Below are 18,451 nucleotides of genomic sequence, written 5' to 3'. Positions count from 1 at the left end.
GGGGCGGTGCTCAGCCGAGCGCGCCCGGATTCGAGAGGCGCCACCACGCCCCGGGGTCGTCGATCCCGGCATCGAGCACGAGCGGCACGCTGATCTCCTGGGTGCCGGCGCGAACGATCGCGGTGCCGACCTCCTCGCCACGCTGCGCCAGCGTGATGGGATCGGCCTGCACCTCGACGTCGACGGGCGTGTCGCTCCACACGACGACGGTGGCGCCGTCGGCGGTGCGAGCCCGAGCGGTCTCGCCCCACGGCGTCGTGTACTCGGCGAGCACCTGATTCGCCTCGAGCGGCACGACCTCGTGGAAGCCCGGGGCGACGGAGTCGAGCAGCGCGGCGATGGCCTCGTCGAGCACGGAGTGGTTCTCGCCTCCGAGGAGCACGCCGACCACGGTCACCGTCGAGGCGCCGACCGCGTAGTCGGCTGTGAAGAGCAGGTTCGCCGCGTCATCCGTCGTGCCGGTCTTCATGCCGTCGACGCCATGCGTTCCGAGCAGCTTGTTCGAGTTCTCGAGGGTGCCGAGCTCGGGGATCTCGACGCTCTTCGACGCGACGATGGCCGCGATGGTCGGGTCGCGGAGCGCGATCTCGCCGAGGAGGACCATGTCGGATGCGGTGCCGAGGTTGTCGTCGGAGATGCCGCTGGAGTCGACCACGTGGGTGTTCGCGAGTCCGTTGGCGGCGAGCCAGGCATTGGCCTTCTCGACGAGCGCCTGCTCGGAGCCGAAGGCCCAGTTCGCGATGGAGATGCCGTAGTTGTTGCCCGACGGGATGAGCAGCGCCTCGAGGCTCTCCTTGAGGCTCAGGGTCGCACCCGCCTCGACGGGGGCCACCGAGCCGTTCTGCTCCACCATGTCCCAGTAGATGTCGACGTCGGCGTCGGTGTACTCGATGTCGGGCCCGCTCTCGCCTGCGGAGATCGGATGCTCGGCGAGCACCGTGAGCGCGGTGATGACCTTGGTGATGCTCGCCATCGGCATGAGGGTCGTCTCGTTGCCCGCGGCCATGAGTCCCTCGAATCCGACGGCGCCGACGGCGTAGCCCCCGAACCCGGGCAGCGCCAGCGCCTGCGGCGCCGCGGCGACCGGCTCGGGATCGGTGACCTGCGGGGCGGCAGCGGGCACCGCGGCACCGAGCGCATTGGCCGTGTAGACGCCGCCCGTCGTGATGAGCGCGATGACGACCGCGAGCGCGCTGAAGACGACGATGCGACGGCGTCGGTACACCCTCGCCTTGGCAGTCGCGTCTTGGGCGTCGGTCATGATGGGACCTCCGCCGGCAGCCCGACCTCGGGCAGCGCGACCGCGTACAGCACGACCGCGGCGGCGGCTGCGACGTTCAGCGAGTCGACGCCGTGCCGCATGGGGATCGTCACGACCCGATCAGCCGACTCGAGCGCCGTGCGACTGAGACCGTCGCCCTCGGCGCCGAACACGAGTGCGAGGCGCTCGGGAGCATCGGCGGCGAGATCGGGCAGCGAGACCGCGTCGTCCGCGAGGGCGAGCGCCGCGATCGTGAAGCCGTGCGCATGCAGCAGCTCGGCCGCTTCCGGCCATTCGGGCAGCCGGGTCCACGGCACCTGGAACACGGTGCCCATGCTCACCCGCACGCTCCGGCGGTAGAGCGGATCGGCGCAGCGCGGGCTGACGAGCACCGCGTCGGCGCCGAGCGCGGCGACGCTCCGGAAGATGGCGCCGACGTTCGTGTGGTCGACGATGTCCTCGAGCACGACGACGCGGCGGGCGCCCGCGAGGAGCTCGGCCGGATCGGCGAGCACCGGCCGCTCGAACGCCGCCAGCGCACCGCGGTGCACGCGGTACCCGGTGATCACCTCGAGCTGGTCGGGGTCGGCGAGGTGCACGGGGATGTCGAACGGCGCGAGCACCGGTTCGAGGCCTGCGAGCCACTTCTCCTCCATGAGCACCGAGCGCGGGCGGTGGCCGGCACCGATTGCCCGGCGGATGACCTTCGCCGATTCGGCGATGTACAGGCCCTGTTCGGGCTCGTGGGCGCTGCGCAGCGCGACGTCGGTCAGCCGTGCGTAATCGGCCACCGCATCGGATGCCGCGTCGCGGACTCGTTCGATGTGCATGCGTCTCCTCACCCTCCAGCCTGCCAGTGCACGAAACATTCCGGAAAACGGACGCGTCTAGACTCGAGAACATCGCCGAAGGGAGAGTCGCGTGAGCACTGGTATCGAGGCTCCGGTCGGGGTCGAGGCGCACGTCGCCGAGGCGATCGAGCTGCTCCGCGGGGCGCGCGTCGCGGTGCTCACCGGGGCGGGCGTCAGCACCGACTCGGGCATCCCCGACTATCGCGGCGAGGGCGCTCCCGTGCGCACACCGATGACCGTGCAGACCTTCCTCGCCTCCGAGCAGGCGCGCAAGCGCTACTGGGCGGGCAGCCACCTCGGATGGCGCAGCTTCGGCAGCGCGGTGCCGAACCGCGGTCACCTCGCCCTCGCCGAACTCGAGGCTCGCGGCGTCGTCAGCGGCGTGATCACCCAGAACGTCGACGGCCTGCACCGCCGTGCGGGCAGCCGTCACGTGATCGAGCTGCACGGCAGCATGGACCGCGTGCTGTGCCTCACCTGCGGCCAGCACTACGCTCGGCAGGCGGTCGCTGCACGGCTCGAGGAGCTGAATCCCGAGATCGACCTCGAGACCGCGATCCGTCCGGCCCCCGACGGAGACGTCGAGGTCGACGACGTCGACGCGATGGTGATCCCCGCGTGCACCGTGTGCGGCGGCATCCTGAAACCCGATGTGGTCTTCTTCGGCGAGTTCGTGCCGTCCGACCGGTTCCAGGCGGCGGCCTCCCTCGTGCAGGGCGCCGACGTGCTGCTCGTCGCAGGCTCGTCTCTCGTCGTGAACTCGGGCATGCGGCTCATCGAGCAGGCCCGGCGCAAGCGTCTTCCGATCGTCATCGTCAACCGAGGGCTCACGAAGGGCGACGGCCGCGCAGCGGTCAAGGTCAATGCCGGCGCGAGCGAGACCCTCGTCGCGATCGCGGCCGCCCTCGATTCGTGACGTCCCGGTCAATCTGCGAGAGTTCTGCCATGACGGATGCCTCCACCGACCCCACCCGCACCGACTCGGTGCTCATCGCACTCGTGCGTCACGGCGAGACGGAGTGGAACCGGCAGCGGCGCATCCAGGGCACGACCGACATCCCGTTGAACGACACCGGTCGGCTCCAGGCTGCGCAGACCGGCGAGCAGCTCGCGAGCGAGCAATGGGATGCCGTCTACGGCACGACGCTCTCGCGCGCCGCGGAGACGGCTCAGATCATCGCTCGACGACTCGAGCTGCCCGAGCCCGAGCTCCTGGCCGATCTCGCCGAACGCGCCCACGGCGTGCTCGAAGGACTCGACCATGCAGGGCGGGCAGCGGTCGAGGCGCAGGCGGCGACCATCGAGGGCCTCGAGCCGCGCTCGACCGTGATCGCCCGATCGACCGCGGCGCTCGCCGGGATCGCCGCGGCGCACCCCGGCGGCTCGGTCGTCGTCGTCTCGCACGGCGGCGTCATCCACTCGCTGATGCTGCACCTCAGCGACTGGACCCTGCCCGGCGCCGGCTACGCGGTCGCCAACGGCTCGGTGCACCTCGTGCGCTTCGAGGCGGGCGAGCTGGCGCTCGTCGAGCCCGAGGCCCTCACGGGCACCGACGCGTAACCAGACGCCGCGCTGCGCCTGCACGGCCCCCTTCGGGCCGCGCATGACCGCTCTCGGTTCAGCCGACCCGTCGGCGCCGGCGCCGGCGATTGCCCGCCACCGTCGACAGCATGAGCGCGAGTAGGCGGTCGGCCGACGCCGCCCAGTTGTAGCGGGCGGCCACGCCCACGCCCGCCTCGGATCGCCGCTCCCACTCCCCCTCGCGTTCGAGCGACCAGAGCGCCGCGACGAGCGACTCGGGGTTCTCGGGGTCGAAGTAGACGGCGGCGTCGCCGCCGATCTCGCGGAAGATCGGGATGTCGCTGACGACGACTGGCGTGCCGAGCCGCATCGCCTCGACGAGCGGGATGCCGAAGCCCTCGGCCTTCGACGCGTGCACGAGCGCGGTCGCGCCCGAGAGCAACTCGGCGTACGCGGAATCGCTCACGCCGTCGTGGAAGACGAGCCGAGCCTGCGGTGCGAGTCGCGTGAGCCGCGAACGCTCATCGGCGCTGATGCGGCTGAGCAGGTGCAGTTCGTGGTCGGGCAGCGCGGCGACGGCGCGCACGAGCGTGTCGACGTTCTTGTAGGGCATGTAGGAGCCCATGTAGACGAGCCGGTGCCCCTCTGGCCGCGTGCGCGGCAGCTCCGGAGCGCCGAGGTCGTCGGCCGCGTTCGGCACGACGGTGACGGGCCGGTCGGTGAGGTGGTGCTCGTGGATGAGCCCCGCCGTGGTCTCGGAGACGGTGACGACTTGGTCGGCGCGGTTCAGCAGCATGCGCTGCGGCCACCAGGCGAGGTGGTACAGGCGCCAGAGCAGGCGCAAGGGTGCCGGCAGGTCGCGCGGCGGCGTGCGGTTCTCGTAGTAGATCAGGTCGTGCAGGGTCAGCAGCAGTTTGTAGTCGCGCCCCCACGAGCCCATCGTCTGCATCGGCGTGAAGACGACGTCGGGCCGCAACCTCTTGACCTGCAGGGCGACGAGCGGCTCGCGGATGCTCGTGGGCGAGCTCACGAGTTGCCACGGCAGCTCGGGCAGCATGGCGAGCTGGCGGTGGTCGCTCACGAGCATGGTGAGCGGATGCCGCTTGCCGAGCTCGGTCACGATGCCCGCCGTGAACCGGCTGATGCCGTCGTGCTGCCCGATGCGGGTGTAGCGGCAGTCGACGACGATCCTCACGCGCGCGCCCCGGCGCCGAGGAACGTCAGGATGCGGGACGCGGCGTCGCCGGGCGTCTCGTAGTGGATGAGGTGGCCGACCTCGGGGATCACCTCGAGCGTCGCGTCGGGGAAGAGGGTGACGAGTCGGTGCTGCGCCGCGATCGGGGTGACGTCGTCACGCTCGGCGGCGACGAGGAGCGTCGGCACCGCGATGTCGGCGGCGTACTCGCTGACGTCGTTGCTGACGGAGGCCTGGAACGCCTCGAGCACGGCGTCGCGGTCGGCGAACGCCGAGAAGTACTGGTCGTGCTGGTCGTGGATGAAGCGGCGGAGCGACTTCGACCGGGTCTTGGCCATCGTCACGCTCATGACCCGCACGACGACACCGTTGCGCAGCAGTGCGAACCCGGCGCGCTCGGGCAGCGCGGCGGCGGTGCGGTAGTAGAGGACCGCGAGCCGGGTCATGATGCCTCGGGGGCCCTCGAGCGCCGGCGCGCCGATGGGATTGACGAGCACGAGGCGCTCGGGGGCGAGTCCGGCGGCGACCGCGGCCGACGACACGATCGAGCCGAACGAGTGGCCGAGCAGGGCGTAGGGACCTGTGATGCCGATGGCGTCGATGAAGGCGCCGAGCCAGTCGGCATAGGCCTCGATGTCGTGCGGGCGACCGGCGAAGGTCGCCGACTCGCCGAAGCCGGGCAGGTCGGGCGAGATGATGCGGAAGCCGGGCAGCTGTGCGACGACGGGTTCGAGGCCGTGGTGATCGCCGCGGAAGCCGTGCACGAGCACGAGCACGGGGGCGTCGGCTTCGCCGTACTCCCACCAGGCCGTCTCGGTGCCGTCGACGTCGACGCGGTGCGCTCGCACGGGGATGCGAGCGAGTTGCTCGGCGTACGGAGAGGTGATCATCCTTTCCATTCTATGGCGAGGTGCTGGGCGACTCCCGTTCACTGTGGAGAGGCGAGGCCGTGCGGATGCCGCCGACACGCGCCCCCGCACGGCCTCGATGACGGTGGCCGACCATAGCCTGACGGCATGGATCTTCTGGGTGGCCACTGGGCCGACACTCTCGCCGTCTTCGATCTCGAGACGACGGGCATCGACGTCGACACCTGTCGCATCGTCACGGCCCATGTCGGCGTCATCGGCGCCTCGGGCGAGGTCCTCGAGCAGCGTGAGTGGCTCGTCGACCCCGGGGTCGAGATCCCCACCGCGGCGTCGCTCATCCACGGCGTCAGCACCGAACGCGCCCGGCTCGAGGGGCAGCCGGCTCCCGGCGCGGTCGCCGAGATCATCGGCGCATTGACGGATGCCGCGGCGCGGGGCCTGCCGATCGTCGCGTACAACGCCGCCTACGACCTCACGATCCTCGACCGCGAGGCATCGCGGTACGGCGTCACTCCCCTGCCCACGCCAGGTGCCGTCATCGACCCCCTCGTCATCGACAAGGCCGTCGACAAGTACCGCCGAGGCAAGCGCACGCTCTCCGCGACCGCCGAGCACTACGGCGTCGTGCTCGACGACGCCCACGACGCCGGTGCCGACGCCGTGGCCGCCGGCCGCGTCGCCCAGGCCATCGCCCGCACCTTCCCCGAACTCGCCGCGACCGCCGTCGCCGAGCTGCACGCTCGCCAGGTCGACTGGAGCCGCGAGCAGGCAGAGAGCTACCAGGCGTGGCGCCGCAAGAACGGCGAGCCCGAGTTCACCACCTCAGGCGCCTGGCCGGTGCGCTGAGCCGGCATTCGGCTCCCCCGGCACGCGAATCCGCGAGTAGACGAAGAGGTCCCGTCGCTCGGAGCGGATCACGCGCCACGATCTGAGCAGCCCCTCGCGCTCGAACCCGGCCGTCTCCGCGGCCTTCCAGGAGCCCGTGTTCCAGGGCTCGACGAACAGCTCGAGACGCTCGAGCGATGGCAGGCTCCACGCCCACTCGCCGAGCGCACGAAGCGCCGCGGATGCATGGCCGTGGCCGCGCTCCGACTCGACGATCCAGTAGCCGATGCTGGCGCGCCCCGGGTCGTCGCGCACGGGCCAGAGCCCGATCTGGCCGATGGCGCGATCGTCGGCGTCGGCGATCGCGAACGAGTAGCCCGCGCCCGACCTCAGGCGCCGATGCTGGCGTGCGATGTAGGCGAGGGCGCCGCGGCGGTCGGCGTTCCGCGGCACGGTCGTGACATCGGGGATCAGCGGGTCTCGTGAGGCCTCGCGCACCGTCTCGACGTCATCGTCGCGGAACGCGCGGAGCACGATGCCGTCACCGGTCACTGCGGCGGGCAGCGTGAGCGCAGGTGGCGTGCTCCTGCGCTTGCGCTTGCGCTTGCGCGATGGTCCCGGCATCCGGTGACGCTAACACGACGCGTGTCGCGGCCGCTCGACGACAGCCGAGCGTACGACGAAGGCCCCGCCGACGGCGGGGCCTTCGTGGTACGACAGTGCTTACGCGCCGAAGTTCTTGAAGCGCTGGTTGAACTTCTCGACGCGACCGGCCGAGTCCATGATGCGCTGCTTGCCCGTGTAGAACGGGTGCGACTCCGACGAGATCTCGACGTCGATGACGGGGTAGGTCTCGCCGTCGAGCTCGATCGTCTTGTCGCTCTTCGCCGTCGAGCGGGTGAGGAACGTGGCGCCCGAAGCGAGGTCGCGGAAGACGATCGCGTTGTACTCGGGGTGGATGTCGGTCTTCATGGAGACTTCCTTGGATTTCAGCTGGTGAAGCATTCGGACGGTGGATACGAAACCTGCGCGCACGCAGGGAAGAAAGGTGGCCCACGGGCCAGCTATCGATCTTAGCAGAATCGACGGCGAGGTGCGGTCACACGGCGCGAGCCGCGTATCGACCGTCGGTTTCGGTCAGTTCGATCGTCATGTCGAAGGTCTTCGAGAGATTCTCGGCCGTGAGCGACTCCGCGAGCGGACCCGCGGTGACGATGCCGCCCTTCTGCAGCAGCAGGGCGTGCGTGAAGCCGACGGGGATCTCTTCGACGTGGTGGGTGACCATCACGATCGCGGGCGACGCCGACGACGCGGCATAGCCGCCGAGGAGCGAGACGAGCTCTTCGCGGGCACCGAGGTCGAGGCTCGCGGCCGGCTCGTCGAGCAGCAGCAGCTCGGGGTCGGTCATGACCGATCGGGCGATCTGCACGCGCTTCTGCTCGCCGTCGGAGAGGCTGCCGAAGCGGCGGTCGGCGAAGCCCTCGAGGCCCCACTCCGAGAGCACGCGCTGCGCACGACGCAGGTCGATCGCCTCGTACTCCTCGTTCCAGCGACCGGTGACCGAGTACGCCGCGGTGAGCACGACGTCGATCACGGTCTCGTTGCGCGGGATCTTGCGGGCCATCGCCGTCGAAGCGAAGCCGATCATGGGGCGCAGTTCGAACACGTCGACCTTGCCGAGCGCCTCCTGCAGCACGTCGGCCGTGCCCGACGTCGGGTGCATCGCCGCGGCTGCGATCTGCAGCAGCGTCGTCTTGCCCGCGCCGTTCGGCCCGAGGATGACCCAGCGCTCGTCGGAGTCCACGCTCCAGTTGACGGAGTCGAGGATCGTGTTGCCATCGCGGACCACCGACACATCGTGGAACTGCAGAACCGTGCTCGCCATGCGTCCCATGCTATCGGCAGCGCGAGGGTCGCTCGGCGCACCCGGCACGCCGAGCCCGTCGACCGGGGGTCATCGAGCGAGCACGCGCCCGTAGAGCTCGAGCGTGCGTTCGGCGATCGCCGCCCAGCCGAAATCGGTCTCGGCGCGGCGGCGGCCGGCCGCGCCCATCTCGGCCGCGCGGGCGGGATCGCTCACCACAGCGGTGAGCGCCGCGGCGAGATCGGCGACGAACCGTTCGGGGTCGACCGGCGTGCCGGTGCCGTCGTCGAGCTGCTCGATCGGCACGAGCACCCCGGTGACACCGTCGGCGACGACCTCGGGGATGCCGCCCGTCGCGGTGCCGACGACCGGAGCACCGCAGGCCATCGCCTCGAGGTTCACGATGCCGAGGGGTTCGTAGACCGAGGGGCAGACGAAGGTCGTGGCGGCCGTGAGGAGGGCGGAGAGCTCGCCGCGCGGCAGGTGCCGGTCGATCCAGACGACGCCGTCGCGTTCGGTGCGCAGCTCGTCGACGAGGGACGTCACCTCCGCCATGATCTCCTCGGTGTCGGGCGCCCCGGCGCACAGCACGAGCTGCACGTCGTCGGGCAGCAGACGCGCCGCCCGCAGCAGGTAGGGCAGCCCCTTCTGCCGCGTGATGCGGCCGACGAAGATGACCGACGGCCGATCGGGGTCGACCCCCAGCGACCGAACGACATCGGGGTCGTGGTGCGGAGCCCAGTCGTCGAGATCGATGCCGTTGTAGACCACCTCGACCCGACTCGGGTCGATCGAGGGGTAGGAACGCAGGATGTCGCGGCGCATGCCCTCGCTGACTGCGATGACCGCATCGGCGTCTTCGAAGGCGGCGCGCTCGACCCAGGATGAGAGCCGGTACCCGCCGCCGAGTTGCTCGGCCTTCCACGGCCGCAGCGGCTCGAGGCTGTGCGCCGTCACGACGTGCGGCACACCGTGCAGGCGCTTCGCCGTGAATCCCGCGAAGTTCGCGTACCAGGTGTGCGAGTGCACGAGATCGGCACCGACGGTGTCCCCTGCCATGAGCAGGTCGACGCCCATCGTGCCGAGCGCCGCGTTCGCCGCCGCGAATTCGGGCGGCGTCGGATAGCCGAAGGTTCCCGCTTCGTCACGCGGCGCACCGAAGCACCGCACCTGCACGTCGATGCTTGAACGCAGCGCTCGAACGAGCTCCGCGACGTGCACACCGGCACCGCCGTAGACCTCGGGTGGGTACTCGCGGGTGAGCAGGTCGACGCGCATGCTGCAAACGTAGCGCAGCGGCATCCGTCACGCTCCGACTCGACGGCCCACCGGCGGCTCGCGCTGACTACAGTTGTGGCATGGCGACGCGCAAGGTATTCGGCATCGTCCTCGCCGGCGGCGAGGGCAAACGACTCATGCCCCTGACGGAAGACCGCGCGAAGCCTGCGGTGCCGTTCGGCGGGCAGTACCGATTGATCGATTTCGCGCTCTCGAACCTGCTGAACTCGGGGCTCCGGCAGATCGTCGTGCTCACCCAGTACAAGTCGCACAGCCTCGACCGGCACGTGTCGCAGACCTGGCGCATGAGCGGGCTCCTGAACTCCTACGTCGCGTCGGTGCCCGCGCAGCAGCGCCTCGGCAAGCGCTGGTTCTCGGGGTCGGCCGACGCGATCCTGCAGAGCCTCAACCTCATCTACGACGAGCAGCCCGACATCATCGTCGTCGTCGGTGCCGACCACGTGTACCGCATGGACTTCAGCCAGATGATCGACGCGCACATCGAGTCGGGCGCCGCGGCGACCGTCGCCGCGATCCGGCAGCCGATCGGCCTCGCCGACCAGTTCGGCGTCATCGAGGTCGATGCAGCCAATCCCGGCCGTATCCACCGGTTCCTCGAGAAGCCCGCCGATCCGGTCGGCCTCCCCGACTCCCCCGGTGAGGTGCTCGCCTCGATGGGCAACTACGTGTTCGACGCCGATGCGCTCATCGACGCCGTGCTGCGCGACGGCGAACGCACCGACTCGAGCCACGACATGGGCGGCGACATCATCCCGGCCTTCGTCGCGCAGGGTGCCGCGGGCGTCTACGACCTGCAGCGCAACGAGGTGCCCGGGTCGACCGATCGCGACCGGTACTACTGGCGCGACGTCGGAACCATCGACTCGTTCTTCGAGGCGCATCAAGACCTCATCTCGGTGCTGCCCGTCTTCAACCTCTACAACCGGGAGTGGCCCATCTTCAGCCAGCAGCTGAACTCGCCGCCGGCGAAGTTCACCCGCGACGCCCGAGGCACCCTCGGCACGGTCATCGACTCGATCGTCTCGCTCGGCTCCGTGATCTCGGGTGCCCACGTCGAACGCAGCGTCATCGGGCCGTGGGCGAAGGTCGGCTCCGGCGCGCACGTCTCCGACTCGATCCTCTTCGACCGGGCGCGCATCGACGCCCGAGCGACCGTGCAACGGGCGATCCTCGACAAGGAGGTCATCGTCGAGGCGGGCGCGCGCATCGGCGTCGACCGGGCCGAAGACGTCGCCAGGGGGTTCATCGTGACCGACAGCGGAATCACCGTCGTGGGCAAGGGCTCGCGCGTCCGGGCCACCGCGTGAGCGCCGGCACCATCGGCCGCGCGAGCGGCCCCCTCGTCGTGCTCGACGCCGACTCGACCCTCATCCGCGAGGAGGCGATCGAACTGCTGGCCGAGGCCGCAGGCACCCTCGAACACGTCGCCGCCGTCACCGAGCGGGCCATGCGCGGCGAGCTCGACTTCGCCGAGAGCCTGCGCGAGCGGGTCGCGACCCTCGCCGGCCTCGACGTCTCGGTGCTCGCCGCCGCACGCGAGCGGATGACCCCCACCCCAGGTGTGCGGCAGCTCATCGACGGCGTGCACGCGGCCGGCGGACGCATCGGCGTCGTCTCCGGCGGGTTCCACGAGTTGCTCGACCCGCTCGCCGAGCGTCTCGGGCTCGACTTCTGCCGGGCGAACCGCCTCGAGATCGCGGGCGGCCGGCTCACCGGTCGCGTCGACGGCCCGATCATCGACGCCGCCGCGAAGGCGACGGCGCTCGCCGAGTGGGCGGCTGTCAGCGACATCCCGATCCGACGCACCGTCGCGGTCGGTGACGGCGCGAACGACCTGCAGATGCTCGACCGAGCCGCGCTCGGCGTCGCCTTCTGCGCGAAGCCGATCGTGCGAGCGCAGGCCGACGTCGCGATCGATCTCCCCGACCTCTCACCGGTGCTCGCTGCGCTCGGAATTCGTGGGTGAACCGCCGAGTGTCGCTCGTTGACCCCTGTGCGCGCCGCGGCGTAGCATCGCGGCATGGCTGAGGTCGAGGGTGCGCGCTCGGCGCAGCCGGTGATCGTCGGCGTGGTGCCCGGTCAGCCCGCCCAGGTGGTGCAGCAGGCCGCCCTCTTCGCGAGTCGGTTCGGAACCGAGCTGGTCTGCGCATACGTCAACCCCGCTCGCTATCCGGTCGAGGAGGCCGCCGACGGATCGGTCGAGAGCGCCTCGCTCGATCCCGACTTCGCCGACGACCGTGAGACGGTGTTCGACGAGACGCTCGCCCGTGCGCTGCGAGACCGCCTCGCGACGACCGCCGTGCCCTGGCGCACGCTCGCGCTCGCCGGCGATGTCGCCGAGGCACTCGGGCACCTCGCCGAGACGCTCGATGCCGTCATGATCGTCGTGGGCGCACACGAACACTCGCTCGGCGGGAGTATGCGCGAGTTCTTCAGTCGTTCGGTCGGCGCGCAACTGGCGCACCGGCAACTGCGACCGATCGTCATCGTTCCCGCATCGCAGCGCGCATCGTCCGAGCCCCGCCGCGGATCCGACTCGTGACGGATGCACGGCCGCCCCACCTCCGGTGGAGTGCCATCGCGCTCGTCGTCGCAGGAGGCATGGCCGGGTCCGCAGCCCGCGCCGGGCTCGCCTTGGCGATCCCCACGATCGCCGGAGTGCCGATCGCCATCGCGCTCGTCAACATCGTCGGTGCGTTCGTGCTCGGCGGCCTGTACTCCATGCTCGCGCACCGGGGCCCGGCGGACGCGTCGGCCGCGCAGCTCCGCCTCCTCATCGGCACGGGCTTCTGCGGCGGGTTCACCACGTACAGCGCACTCGCCAACGACACCGTCGTGCTCGCGGTGAACGGCGGGGTCGGCGCGGCCATGCTCTACGCGCTCGGCACCCTGCTGGTCGGCGGGCTCGCCACCTGGGCCGGGATCGTCGTCGGAATCGGACTCGGCGGACGCCGGCGCCCCGGTCGGGTCGGTGAATCCGCATGACGCTTCCGCTCTTCCTCCTGATCGTCGTCGCGGGCGGACTCGGTGCCGGCGTGCGCTTCGTGCTCGACGGTCTCATCCGATCACGGGTTCGCACCGCGTTCCCTTGGGCGACGACGCTCATCAACGTGTCGGGTTCCTTCGCGCTCGGCATCATCATCGGCGCAACGCTCTCGAACCTGCTGTCCCCCGAGCTCGCCCTCGTGCTCGGCACCGGGTTCCTCGGCGGTTACACGACCTTCAGCACCGCGAGCTACGAGACGGTGCAGCTCATCCGACAGCGGCGATTCGCCGCGTCGTTCGTCAGCGGGGTGCTGATGCTCGTGTTCTCGCTCACGGCCGCCGGACTCGGGCTCTGGCTCGGCAGCGCGTTCTGACCGCGCCGGAGCGTTGAGTGGTTCGGTGCGAGCCGACGAACGTGTCGGACGCCGCGAACAGGACCTTCTCCGCGAACAGCGGGTTGTCGGCGGGCTTGACTCGTGAGGAACCGGCCCATGTATTCTTGTCCGCACATAGTTGTCTAGCAAAGGAGCGAGACGAAGATATGCGGCAAATGCAGAGCACGTGGAAGGTGATCATCGGCGCAGCTGCGGGCGCGTTGATGATCGGAACGACGACGATATCGGCGCAGGCGGCACCGCCAGATGGCGCGCACATGCCCCCGCAGGTGCAAACCCAGTCTGAGAGCTCTCGTCATCACGCCGCGGCGGCGGTGGCTGCGCTGGTGGACTTCTACAACCCGGAGAACGGACGGTTCGATCCGGGCCCCTCTTGGTGGCAGACCGGAAACTCGCTGCAGGTGGTGCTGGACTTCGAGCAGCGAGCGAACGACACGTCCTACCTTCCTCTGGTCGAAGAGGCCGTGACGATGCTGCGAGCTCCGCAGGACTGGTGGCCGCAGGGCGGAGGTGAGTTCCGGACCGACTCCACCGACGACACGGGATGGTACGCGTTGGCGATGGTGCGCCTGTACGAACTCACGGGGAAGACCGAGTACCTCGACATCGCCAAGCTCGATGAGGCCTACATGCGCGACTACTGGGACGACCGTTGCGGTGGCGGGATCGTCTGGGACATCCCGTCGAACAGCTACAAGAACGCCATCAGCAACTCGCTGTACCTCAAGTTGACGGCTTCACTCCACAACGCCATCCCCGGGGACACCTTCTACCTCTCCCGTGCGCTCGAGGAATGGGAGTGGTTCAAGGCGAGCGGCATGATCAATTCGGACCACCTGGTCAACGATGGGCTCCGAGACGACTGCACGAGCAACGGCGGGACGACCTGGACCTACAACCAGGGCTCGCTCATCGGCGGCCTGGTCGAGCTCGCTGAGGCGACGGGTGACCGAAGTCTGCTCACCGAGGCGAGGGCGATCGCAGATGCCACGCTCTCGAGCCCCACGTTGGCGCCGGGAGGCGTGTTGACGGAGCCGTGCGAACCGACCCGGTGCAACACGGACCAGTCGGCGTTCAAGGGGATCTTCGCGCGAAACCTCGCAGAACTGGACGACGTGTTGCCGGGCCATCCGTACAAGAAGTGGCTGAAGAACCAGGCCGAGCTCGCCTACTCCGTCGACCGGAATGCTGCGAACCAGTTCGGTCTGTTGTGGGGCGGACCGTTCGATCGTGCCGATATCGGCCGGCAGGACTCCGGGACCTCGCTGATGGTCGCCGCGCTCTGACGGACGGGATGGGCGGCCGGTTCGCGATGACCGGTCGCCCATTCAGGCGTACGACACTAGTGCCCCATGCCGAGTCCGCCGTCGACGGGGATGACGGCGCCCGAGATGTAGCCCGCGTCGTCGCCCGCGAGCCAGGCCACGACCTTCGCGACCTCGTCGGGCGATGCGAAGCGACCGAGCGGAATGTTCTTCTTGTACTCGGCCTGCTGGGCCTCGGGCAACTCGTCGGTCATGTCGGTCTCGATGAACCCGGGTGCGACGACGTTGGCGGTGATATTGCGCGCGCCGAGCTCGCGGGTGAGCGAGCGGGCCATGCCGACGAGGCCGGCCTTCGACGCCGAGTAGTTGACCTGACCGGGCGAGCCGTACAGGCCGACGACGCTCGAGATCATCACGATGCGACCGAAACGGGCCTTCAGCATGCCCTTGGATGCGCGCTTGACGACGCGGAAGGCACCCGTCAGGTTGGTGTCGATGACGCTCGTGAAGTCGTCTTCGCTCATGCGGAGCAGCAGCATGTCCCGCGTGATGCCGGCGTTCGCGACGACGACCTCGACCGGGCCGAGTGCCGCTTCGATCTCGGTGAAGGCCGCATCGACGGATGCCGCGTCGGTGACGTCGGCCCGAACGGTGAGCGAGCCTTCAGGCCCTTCGCCCGAACGTGCGGTCACGGCCACGCGGTGGCCTTGGGCGATGAACTCGCGGGCGATCGCGAAACCGATTCCCCGGTTGCCACCGGTCACGAGAACGGTGCGGCTCGTCGTCATGCGTTGCTTCTCCTTCTGGCATCGGGCCGATCGACCCGTTTCAGCTTAGATGCTCGCGTATTCGAGGCATCCGTCGCCCGCCGACAGACGTAGGCTTGAAGCAAGAGGAGTGCCGCAGGACCACGGCGACCATCATGAAGCAGCAGCAGTCGATCACCACGCTGCCGCCCTCGCCCGAAGCGGAGCGGCGGGCGCGCATGATCAAGTACTCGATCGCGATGTCGATCCGCGTGCTCTGCGTCATCGGCCTGCTCTTCGCACGTGGCTGGTGGCTCGCCGTGTTCGCCGCAGGCGCGATCTTCCTCCCGTATTTCGCGGTGGTGATCGCGAACGTGCAGGGCTCGGGACGGCAGCGCGCGGTGCTTCGCCCCGGTGGCCTGCTGCGTCGCACTCCCCCGCCTGCAGCCTCATCTGCGGCCGGTTCATCGAGTGCCGCCGATCCGGCGCACCACGACGACGCGGCACCGCACGACGACGACGCTCGCCACGATGAACGCGGCGCCGCATGATCGGTGGACTGGGCGCATCGCCCGACCACGGCACCTGCTCGCGCGCGCAATGCGGGCAACCCGCGCTGTGGCGCATCGACTGGCGCAACCCGCGCATCCACACCGGCGACCGCGGCAAGACCTGGCTCGCGTGCGACGAGCACGTCGACTACCTGCGCGGGTTCCTCGAGGCTCGCTCGTTCCCGGTCGCGGTCGCCGCCTTCGCAGACATCCACGAGCCGCGGCCCGACGCCGCAGACGGAGACGACGAGTGAACGACTGGCGATTCCTGTTGCATCGGCGATGGGCGGGCTACCTGCTGCTCACCGTCGTCTTCGCGATCGTCTGCTCGGCGCTCGGCGCCTGGCAGTTCAACCGGCGCACCGAGGCGCTCGCCGAAGTCGCGCGCATCGACGCCAACTACGACGCGGCGGCCGTGCCGGTCGCCGAGGCGCTTCCCGACCCCGAGGCGTTCGGCATCGATCAACGCTGGCAGGTGGTCGCGCTGTCCGGCGAGTACCTCGCCGACGAGGAGGTCGTCGTGCGGAACCGCCCGTTCGAGGGCAGCTCGGGCTTCCAGGTGATCACGCCGTTCCGCCTCGACGACGGCACGGTGTTCATGGTCGATCGCGGATGGATCGCACAGAACTCCGAGGGACGGCCGAGCGAGGTGCCGTCGCCGCCGAGCGGGAACGTCGAGATCGAGGCGCGCCTGAAGGCCGGCGAGGGGCGCATCGACGGGCGCACGTCGACGGGCGACGAGTTCGCGACGATCGACCTCGAGGAGCTCTCCGAGCGGGTCGGCGAGCCCAGCTATACGGCGGCCTACGGCGTGCTCGTGCAGACGGGGGCCGACGCCGACGAGCCGCCACTGGCCGCCGCACGCCCCGAACGCGACGAGGGCCCGCACCTCTCCTACGCGCTGCAGTGGTACGTCTTCGCCCTCATGGGCTTCGTCGGCCTCGCCTGGGCGGCGAACCAGGAGCGCAAGGCGCTCGCAGAGACATCCGGTTCGACGGATGCCGCCGCTCGCGCGGCTCGCAAGCCGAAGCAGAAACGGCGCGACGCCGACGCCGATCTCGAGGACGGCGTGCTCGACCGGCACTGACCGAGCCGAGCACGCGGCCTCACGCCAGCTCGATGAGCTCCTGGTACTCGCGGCTCCAGTGGTCTTCGGTGCCGTCGGGCATGATGAGCACGCGCTCGGGGTTCAGCGCCTCGACGGCGCCGGGGTCGTGCGAGACGAGCACGACCGAGCCCTCGTAGTGCGCGAGGGCGTCGAGGATCTCGGCACGGCTCGCGGGGTCGAGGTTGTTCGTCGGCTCGTCGAGGAGCAGCACGTTCGCACCCGAGACGACGATCATCGCGAGCGCGAGACGGGTCTTCTCGCCGCCGGAGAGCACGCCGGCCGCCTTGTGCACGTCATCGCCGGTGAAGAGGAATGAGCCGAGCACCTTGCGTGCCTCGGTCTCGGTGAGGTTCGGCGATGCGCTGACCATGTTCTGGAGCACCGAGCGCTTGACGTCGATCGTCTCGTGCTCCTGCGCGTAGTAGCCGACGCGCAGGCCGTGGCCCGCATCGACGACGCCGGTGTCGGGCTTGTCGACACCCGCGAGGATGCGGAGGAGCGTCGTCTTGCCCGCACCGTTCAGGCCGATGATGACGACCTTCGAGCCGCGGTCGATCGCGAGGTCGACGGCAGTGAAGATCTCGAGCGAGCCGTAGCTCTTCGACAGGTCCGATGCCGTGATGGGCGTGCGGCCGCACGGCGCCGGGGTCGGGAAGCGGAGCTTCGCGACGCGGTCGACGGTGCGCACCTCTTCGAGGCCGGCGAGCAGCTTCTCGGCACGGGCGACCATCTGGTGGGCCGCGGCGGCCTTCGAGGCCTTCGCCCCGAACTTCGCAGCCTGGAGCTGCAGCACTCCGGCCTTCTTCTCGGCGTTCATCCGCTCTTTCTTGCGACGCTCCTCGTCGGCGGCACGCTGACGCTGGTAGTGCTTCCAGCCCATGTTGTAGATGTCGATCGCGGAGCGGTTCGCGTCGAGGTAGAACACCCGGTTCACGACCTCGCCGACGAGCACGACATCGTGGGAGATCACGATGACGCCGCCCCGGTAGTTCTTCAGGAACTCGCGGAGCCAGACGACGGAGTCGGCGTCGAGGTGGTTCGTCGGTTCGTCGAGGATCATCGTCTCGGCGTCGGAGAAGAGGATGCGAGCGAGCTCGATACGGCGTCGCTGACCGCCCGAGAGGGTCTTCAGCGGCTGGTCGAGGATTCGGTCGGGCAGGTTCAGGTTCGAGGCGATCGAGGCCGCCTCGGCCTCGGCTGCGTACCCCCCGAGTGCGTTGAAGCGGTCGGTGAGGTTGCCGTACTTCTTCATGGCGCGCTCGGCGACTGCCGGGTCCGCGTCGCCCATGCTCAGGGACGCCTCGTGCATGCCGAGCGCGATCTGGCCGAGTCCGCGGGCATCGAGGATGCGGGTGCGAGCGAGCATCTCGGGATCGCCGGATCGCGGATCCTGCGGCAGGTAGCCGATCTCGCCGCTGCGCTCGATCCGGCCGCCGGTGGGCAGCGTCTCGCCCGCGAGGGTCTTCGTGAGGGTGGTCTTTCCGGCGCCGTTCCGACCGACGAGGCCGATCTTGTCGCCGTCGGAGACGCGGAAGTCGACGTGCTCCATCAGCACGCGCGCACCGATGCGGATCTCGAGATCATGAACGGCGAGCACGGGGGTTCCTCCGAAACGAAAGGGGTGGGATTGCGTGCCGAGCGGCACAGCCTCCCAGTCTATCCCGCCGGGCGCGGCTCCGTGGCGGCGTGGCCGCAGCACAGCGGATGTCTCAGGCT

Annotated in this window: 22 protein-coding genes; 12 read left to right on the top strand and 10 right to left on the bottom strand. The window is 69.8% G+C overall.

Going from position 1 to position 18,451, the window contains the following annotated elements:
• Positions 1 to 10: 10 nt before the first annotated feature.
• Positions 11 to 1,261 carry a D-alanyl-D-alanine carboxypeptidase family protein gene (locus JOE59_RS06290; protein ID WP_204459406.1) on the bottom strand — a complete coding sequence of 417 codons (1,251 nt, stop codon included), beginning with the start codon at positions 1,259 to 1,261 and terminating at the stop codon, positions 11 to 13.
• Positions 1,258 to 2,091: a TrmH family RNA methyltransferase gene (locus tag JOE59_RS06285; RefSeq protein WP_204459405.1), complete on the bottom strand. Its 834-nt coding sequence runs from the start codon at positions 2,089 to 2,091 to the stop codon at positions 1,258 to 1,260. The genes JOE59_RS06290 and JOE59_RS06285 overlap by 4 nt, the downstream gene beginning before the upstream one ends.
• A gap of 91 nt (positions 2,092 to 2,182) precedes the next feature.
• On the opposite strand from JOE59_RS06285, the gene JOE59_RS06280 reads away from it, so the two are divergent.
• The gene (locus tag JOE59_RS06280) at positions 2,183 to 3,028 is read left to right on the top strand and encodes an NAD-dependent protein deacetylase (protein ID WP_307836971.1); all 846 of its coding nucleotides are present in this window, start codon (positions 2,183 to 2,185) and stop codon (positions 3,026 to 3,028) included.
• Positions 3,029 to 3,057: 29 nt separating this feature from the next.
• Positions 3,058 to 3,672 (top strand): histidine phosphatase family protein, encoded by a 615-nt coding sequence (locus tag JOE59_RS06275; RefSeq protein ID WP_204459404.1) that lies wholly within the window; start codon positions 3,058 to 3,060, stop codon positions 3,670 to 3,672.
• Positions 3,673 to 3,730: 58 nt separating this feature from the next.
• Here the strand turns inward: JOE59_RS06275 and JOE59_RS06270 are convergent, their stop codons facing one another.
• Both JOE59_RS06270 and JOE59_RS06265 read right to left on the bottom strand, forming a co-directional pair.
• Positions 3,731 to 4,828 (bottom strand): glycosyltransferase family 4 protein, encoded by a 1,098-nt coding sequence (locus JOE59_RS06270; protein WP_204459403.1) that lies wholly within the window; start codon positions 4,826 to 4,828, stop codon positions 3,731 to 3,733.
• Positions 4,825 to 5,718, bottom strand: coding sequence for an alpha/beta fold hydrolase (locus JOE59_RS06265; RefSeq protein WP_204459402.1), 894 nt, complete (start codon positions 5,716 to 5,718; stop codon positions 4,825 to 4,827). The genes JOE59_RS06270 and JOE59_RS06265 overlap by 4 nt, the downstream gene beginning before the upstream one ends.
• A gap of 126 nt (positions 5,719 to 5,844) precedes the next feature.
• Here JOE59_RS06265 and JOE59_RS06260 point away from each other — a divergent pair, with 126 nt between their 5' ends.
• The gene (locus JOE59_RS06260; RefSeq protein ID WP_204459401.1) at positions 5,845 to 6,543 is read left to right on the top strand and encodes an exonuclease domain-containing protein; all 699 of its coding nucleotides are present in this window, start codon (positions 5,845 to 5,847) and stop codon (positions 6,541 to 6,543) included.
• Here JOE59_RS06260 and JOE59_RS06255 read toward each other — a convergent pair.
• From JOE59_RS06255 to glgA, 4 genes are all read right to left on the bottom strand, one after another.
• Complete coding sequence (locus JOE59_RS06255; protein ID WP_204459400.1) at positions 6,520 to 7,146, bottom strand: GNAT family N-acetyltransferase; 627 nt, start codon at positions 7,144 to 7,146, stop codon at positions 6,520 to 6,522. The two genes, JOE59_RS06260 and JOE59_RS06255, sit on opposite strands and share 24 nt — an antisense overlap.
• Before the next feature lie 99 nt (positions 7,147 to 7,245).
• A complete protein-coding gene (locus JOE59_RS06250) occupies positions 7,246 to 7,494 on the bottom strand; it encodes a type B 50S ribosomal protein L31 (protein WP_056008902.1) in 249 nt (82 codons plus the stop codon).
• Between the two features lie 127 nt (positions 7,495 to 7,621).
• Positions 7,622 to 8,407, bottom strand: coding sequence for an ABC transporter ATP-binding protein (locus JOE59_RS06245; protein WP_204459399.1), 786 nt, complete (start codon positions 8,405 to 8,407; stop codon positions 7,622 to 7,624).
• A 69-nt stretch (positions 8,408 to 8,476) separates the two neighbouring features.
• Positions 8,477 to 9,664 (bottom strand): glycogen synthase, encoded by a 1,188-nt coding sequence (glgA, locus tag JOE59_RS06240; RefSeq protein ID WP_204459398.1) that lies wholly within the window; start codon positions 9,662 to 9,664, stop codon positions 8,477 to 8,479.
• Positions 9,665 to 9,744: 80 nt separating this feature from the next.
• Here glgA and glgC point away from each other — a divergent pair, with 80 nt between their 5' ends.
• The 6 genes from glgC (at position 9,745) to JOE59_RS06210 (ending at position 14,351) form a co-directional block, all read left to right on the top strand.
• Positions 9,745 to 10,992, top strand: coding sequence for a glucose-1-phosphate adenylyltransferase (gene glgC, locus JOE59_RS06235; RefSeq protein WP_204459397.1), 1,248 nt, complete (start codon positions 9,745 to 9,747; stop codon positions 10,990 to 10,992).
• Positions 10,989 to 11,651: a phosphoserine phosphatase SerB gene (serB, locus tag JOE59_RS06230; RefSeq protein ID WP_307836970.1), complete on the top strand. Its 663-nt coding sequence runs from the start codon at positions 10,989 to 10,991 to the stop codon at positions 11,649 to 11,651. The genes glgC and serB overlap by 4 nt, the downstream gene beginning before the upstream one ends.
• A gap of 54 nt (positions 11,652 to 11,705) precedes the next feature.
• Positions 11,706 to 12,227, top strand: coding sequence for a universal stress protein (locus JOE59_RS06225; RefSeq protein ID WP_204459396.1), 522 nt, complete (start codon positions 11,706 to 11,708; stop codon positions 12,225 to 12,227).
• Positions 12,224 to 12,670 carry a fluoride efflux transporter FluC gene (locus tag JOE59_RS06220; RefSeq protein ID WP_307836969.1) on the top strand — a complete coding sequence of 149 codons (447 nt, stop codon included), beginning with the start codon at positions 12,224 to 12,226 and terminating at the stop codon, positions 12,668 to 12,670. The genes JOE59_RS06225 and JOE59_RS06220 overlap by 4 nt, the downstream gene beginning before the upstream one ends.
• Positions 12,667 to 13,044 (top strand): fluoride efflux transporter CrcB, encoded by a 378-nt coding sequence (crcB, locus tag JOE59_RS06215; protein ID WP_204459395.1) that lies wholly within the window; start codon positions 12,667 to 12,669, stop codon positions 13,042 to 13,044. The genes JOE59_RS06220 and crcB overlap by 4 nt, the downstream gene beginning before the upstream one ends.
• 176 nt (positions 13,045 to 13,220) lie before the next feature.
• Positions 13,221 to 14,351, top strand: a complete 1,131-nt coding sequence (locus JOE59_RS06210) for a glycoside hydrolase family 76 protein (protein ID WP_204459394.1) — start codon at positions 13,221 to 13,223, stop codon at positions 14,349 to 14,351.
• A 56-nt stretch (positions 14,352 to 14,407) separates the two neighbouring features.
• Here the strand turns inward: JOE59_RS06210 and fabG are convergent, their stop codons facing one another.
• Positions 14,408 to 15,118, bottom strand: a complete 711-nt coding sequence (fabG, locus tag JOE59_RS06205; RefSeq protein ID WP_204459393.1) for a 3-oxoacyl-[acyl-carrier-protein] reductase — start codon at positions 15,116 to 15,118, stop codon at positions 14,408 to 14,410.
• Between the two features lie 134 nt (positions 15,119 to 15,252).
• Here fabG and JOE59_RS06200 point away from each other — a divergent pair, with 134 nt between their 5' ends.
• From JOE59_RS06200 to JOE59_RS06190, 3 genes are read left to right on the top strand one after another with little or no spacing between them, the layout of a single operon-like run.
• Entirely contained in the window at positions 15,253 to 15,627 is a 375-nt protein-coding gene (locus tag JOE59_RS06200; RefSeq protein ID WP_204459392.1) for a DUF3099 domain-containing protein, read from the top strand.
• Positions 15,624 to 15,881 (top strand): hypothetical protein, encoded by a 258-nt coding sequence (locus JOE59_RS06195; protein WP_204459391.1) that lies wholly within the window; start codon positions 15,624 to 15,626, stop codon positions 15,879 to 15,881. Before JOE59_RS06200 ends, JOE59_RS06195 begins: the two co-directional genes overlap by 4 nt.
• A complete protein-coding gene (locus JOE59_RS06190) occupies positions 15,878 to 16,714 on the top strand; it encodes an SURF1 family cytochrome oxidase biogenesis protein (protein ID WP_204459390.1) in 837 nt (278 codons plus the stop codon). Before JOE59_RS06195 ends, JOE59_RS06190 begins: the two co-directional genes overlap by 4 nt.
• A 19-nt stretch (positions 16,715 to 16,733) precedes the next feature.
• On the opposite strand, the gene JOE59_RS06185 is transcribed toward JOE59_RS06190, so the two are convergent.
• On the bottom strand, positions 16,734 to 18,332 hold the full coding sequence (locus tag JOE59_RS06185) for an ABC-F family ATP-binding cassette domain-containing protein (protein WP_074259040.1): 1,599 nt from the start codon (positions 18,330 to 18,332) through the stop codon (positions 16,734 to 16,736).
• Positions 18,333 to 18,451 lie beyond the last annotated feature (119 nt).

The sequence above is a fragment of the Agromyces cerinus genome, assembly GCF_016907835.1.
GTDB classification, from domain to species: domain Bacteria; phylum Actinomycetota; class Actinomycetes; order Actinomycetales; family Microbacteriaceae; genus Agromyces; species Agromyces nitratus.
This window is presented reverse-complemented; position numbering and strand designations above follow the sequence as displayed.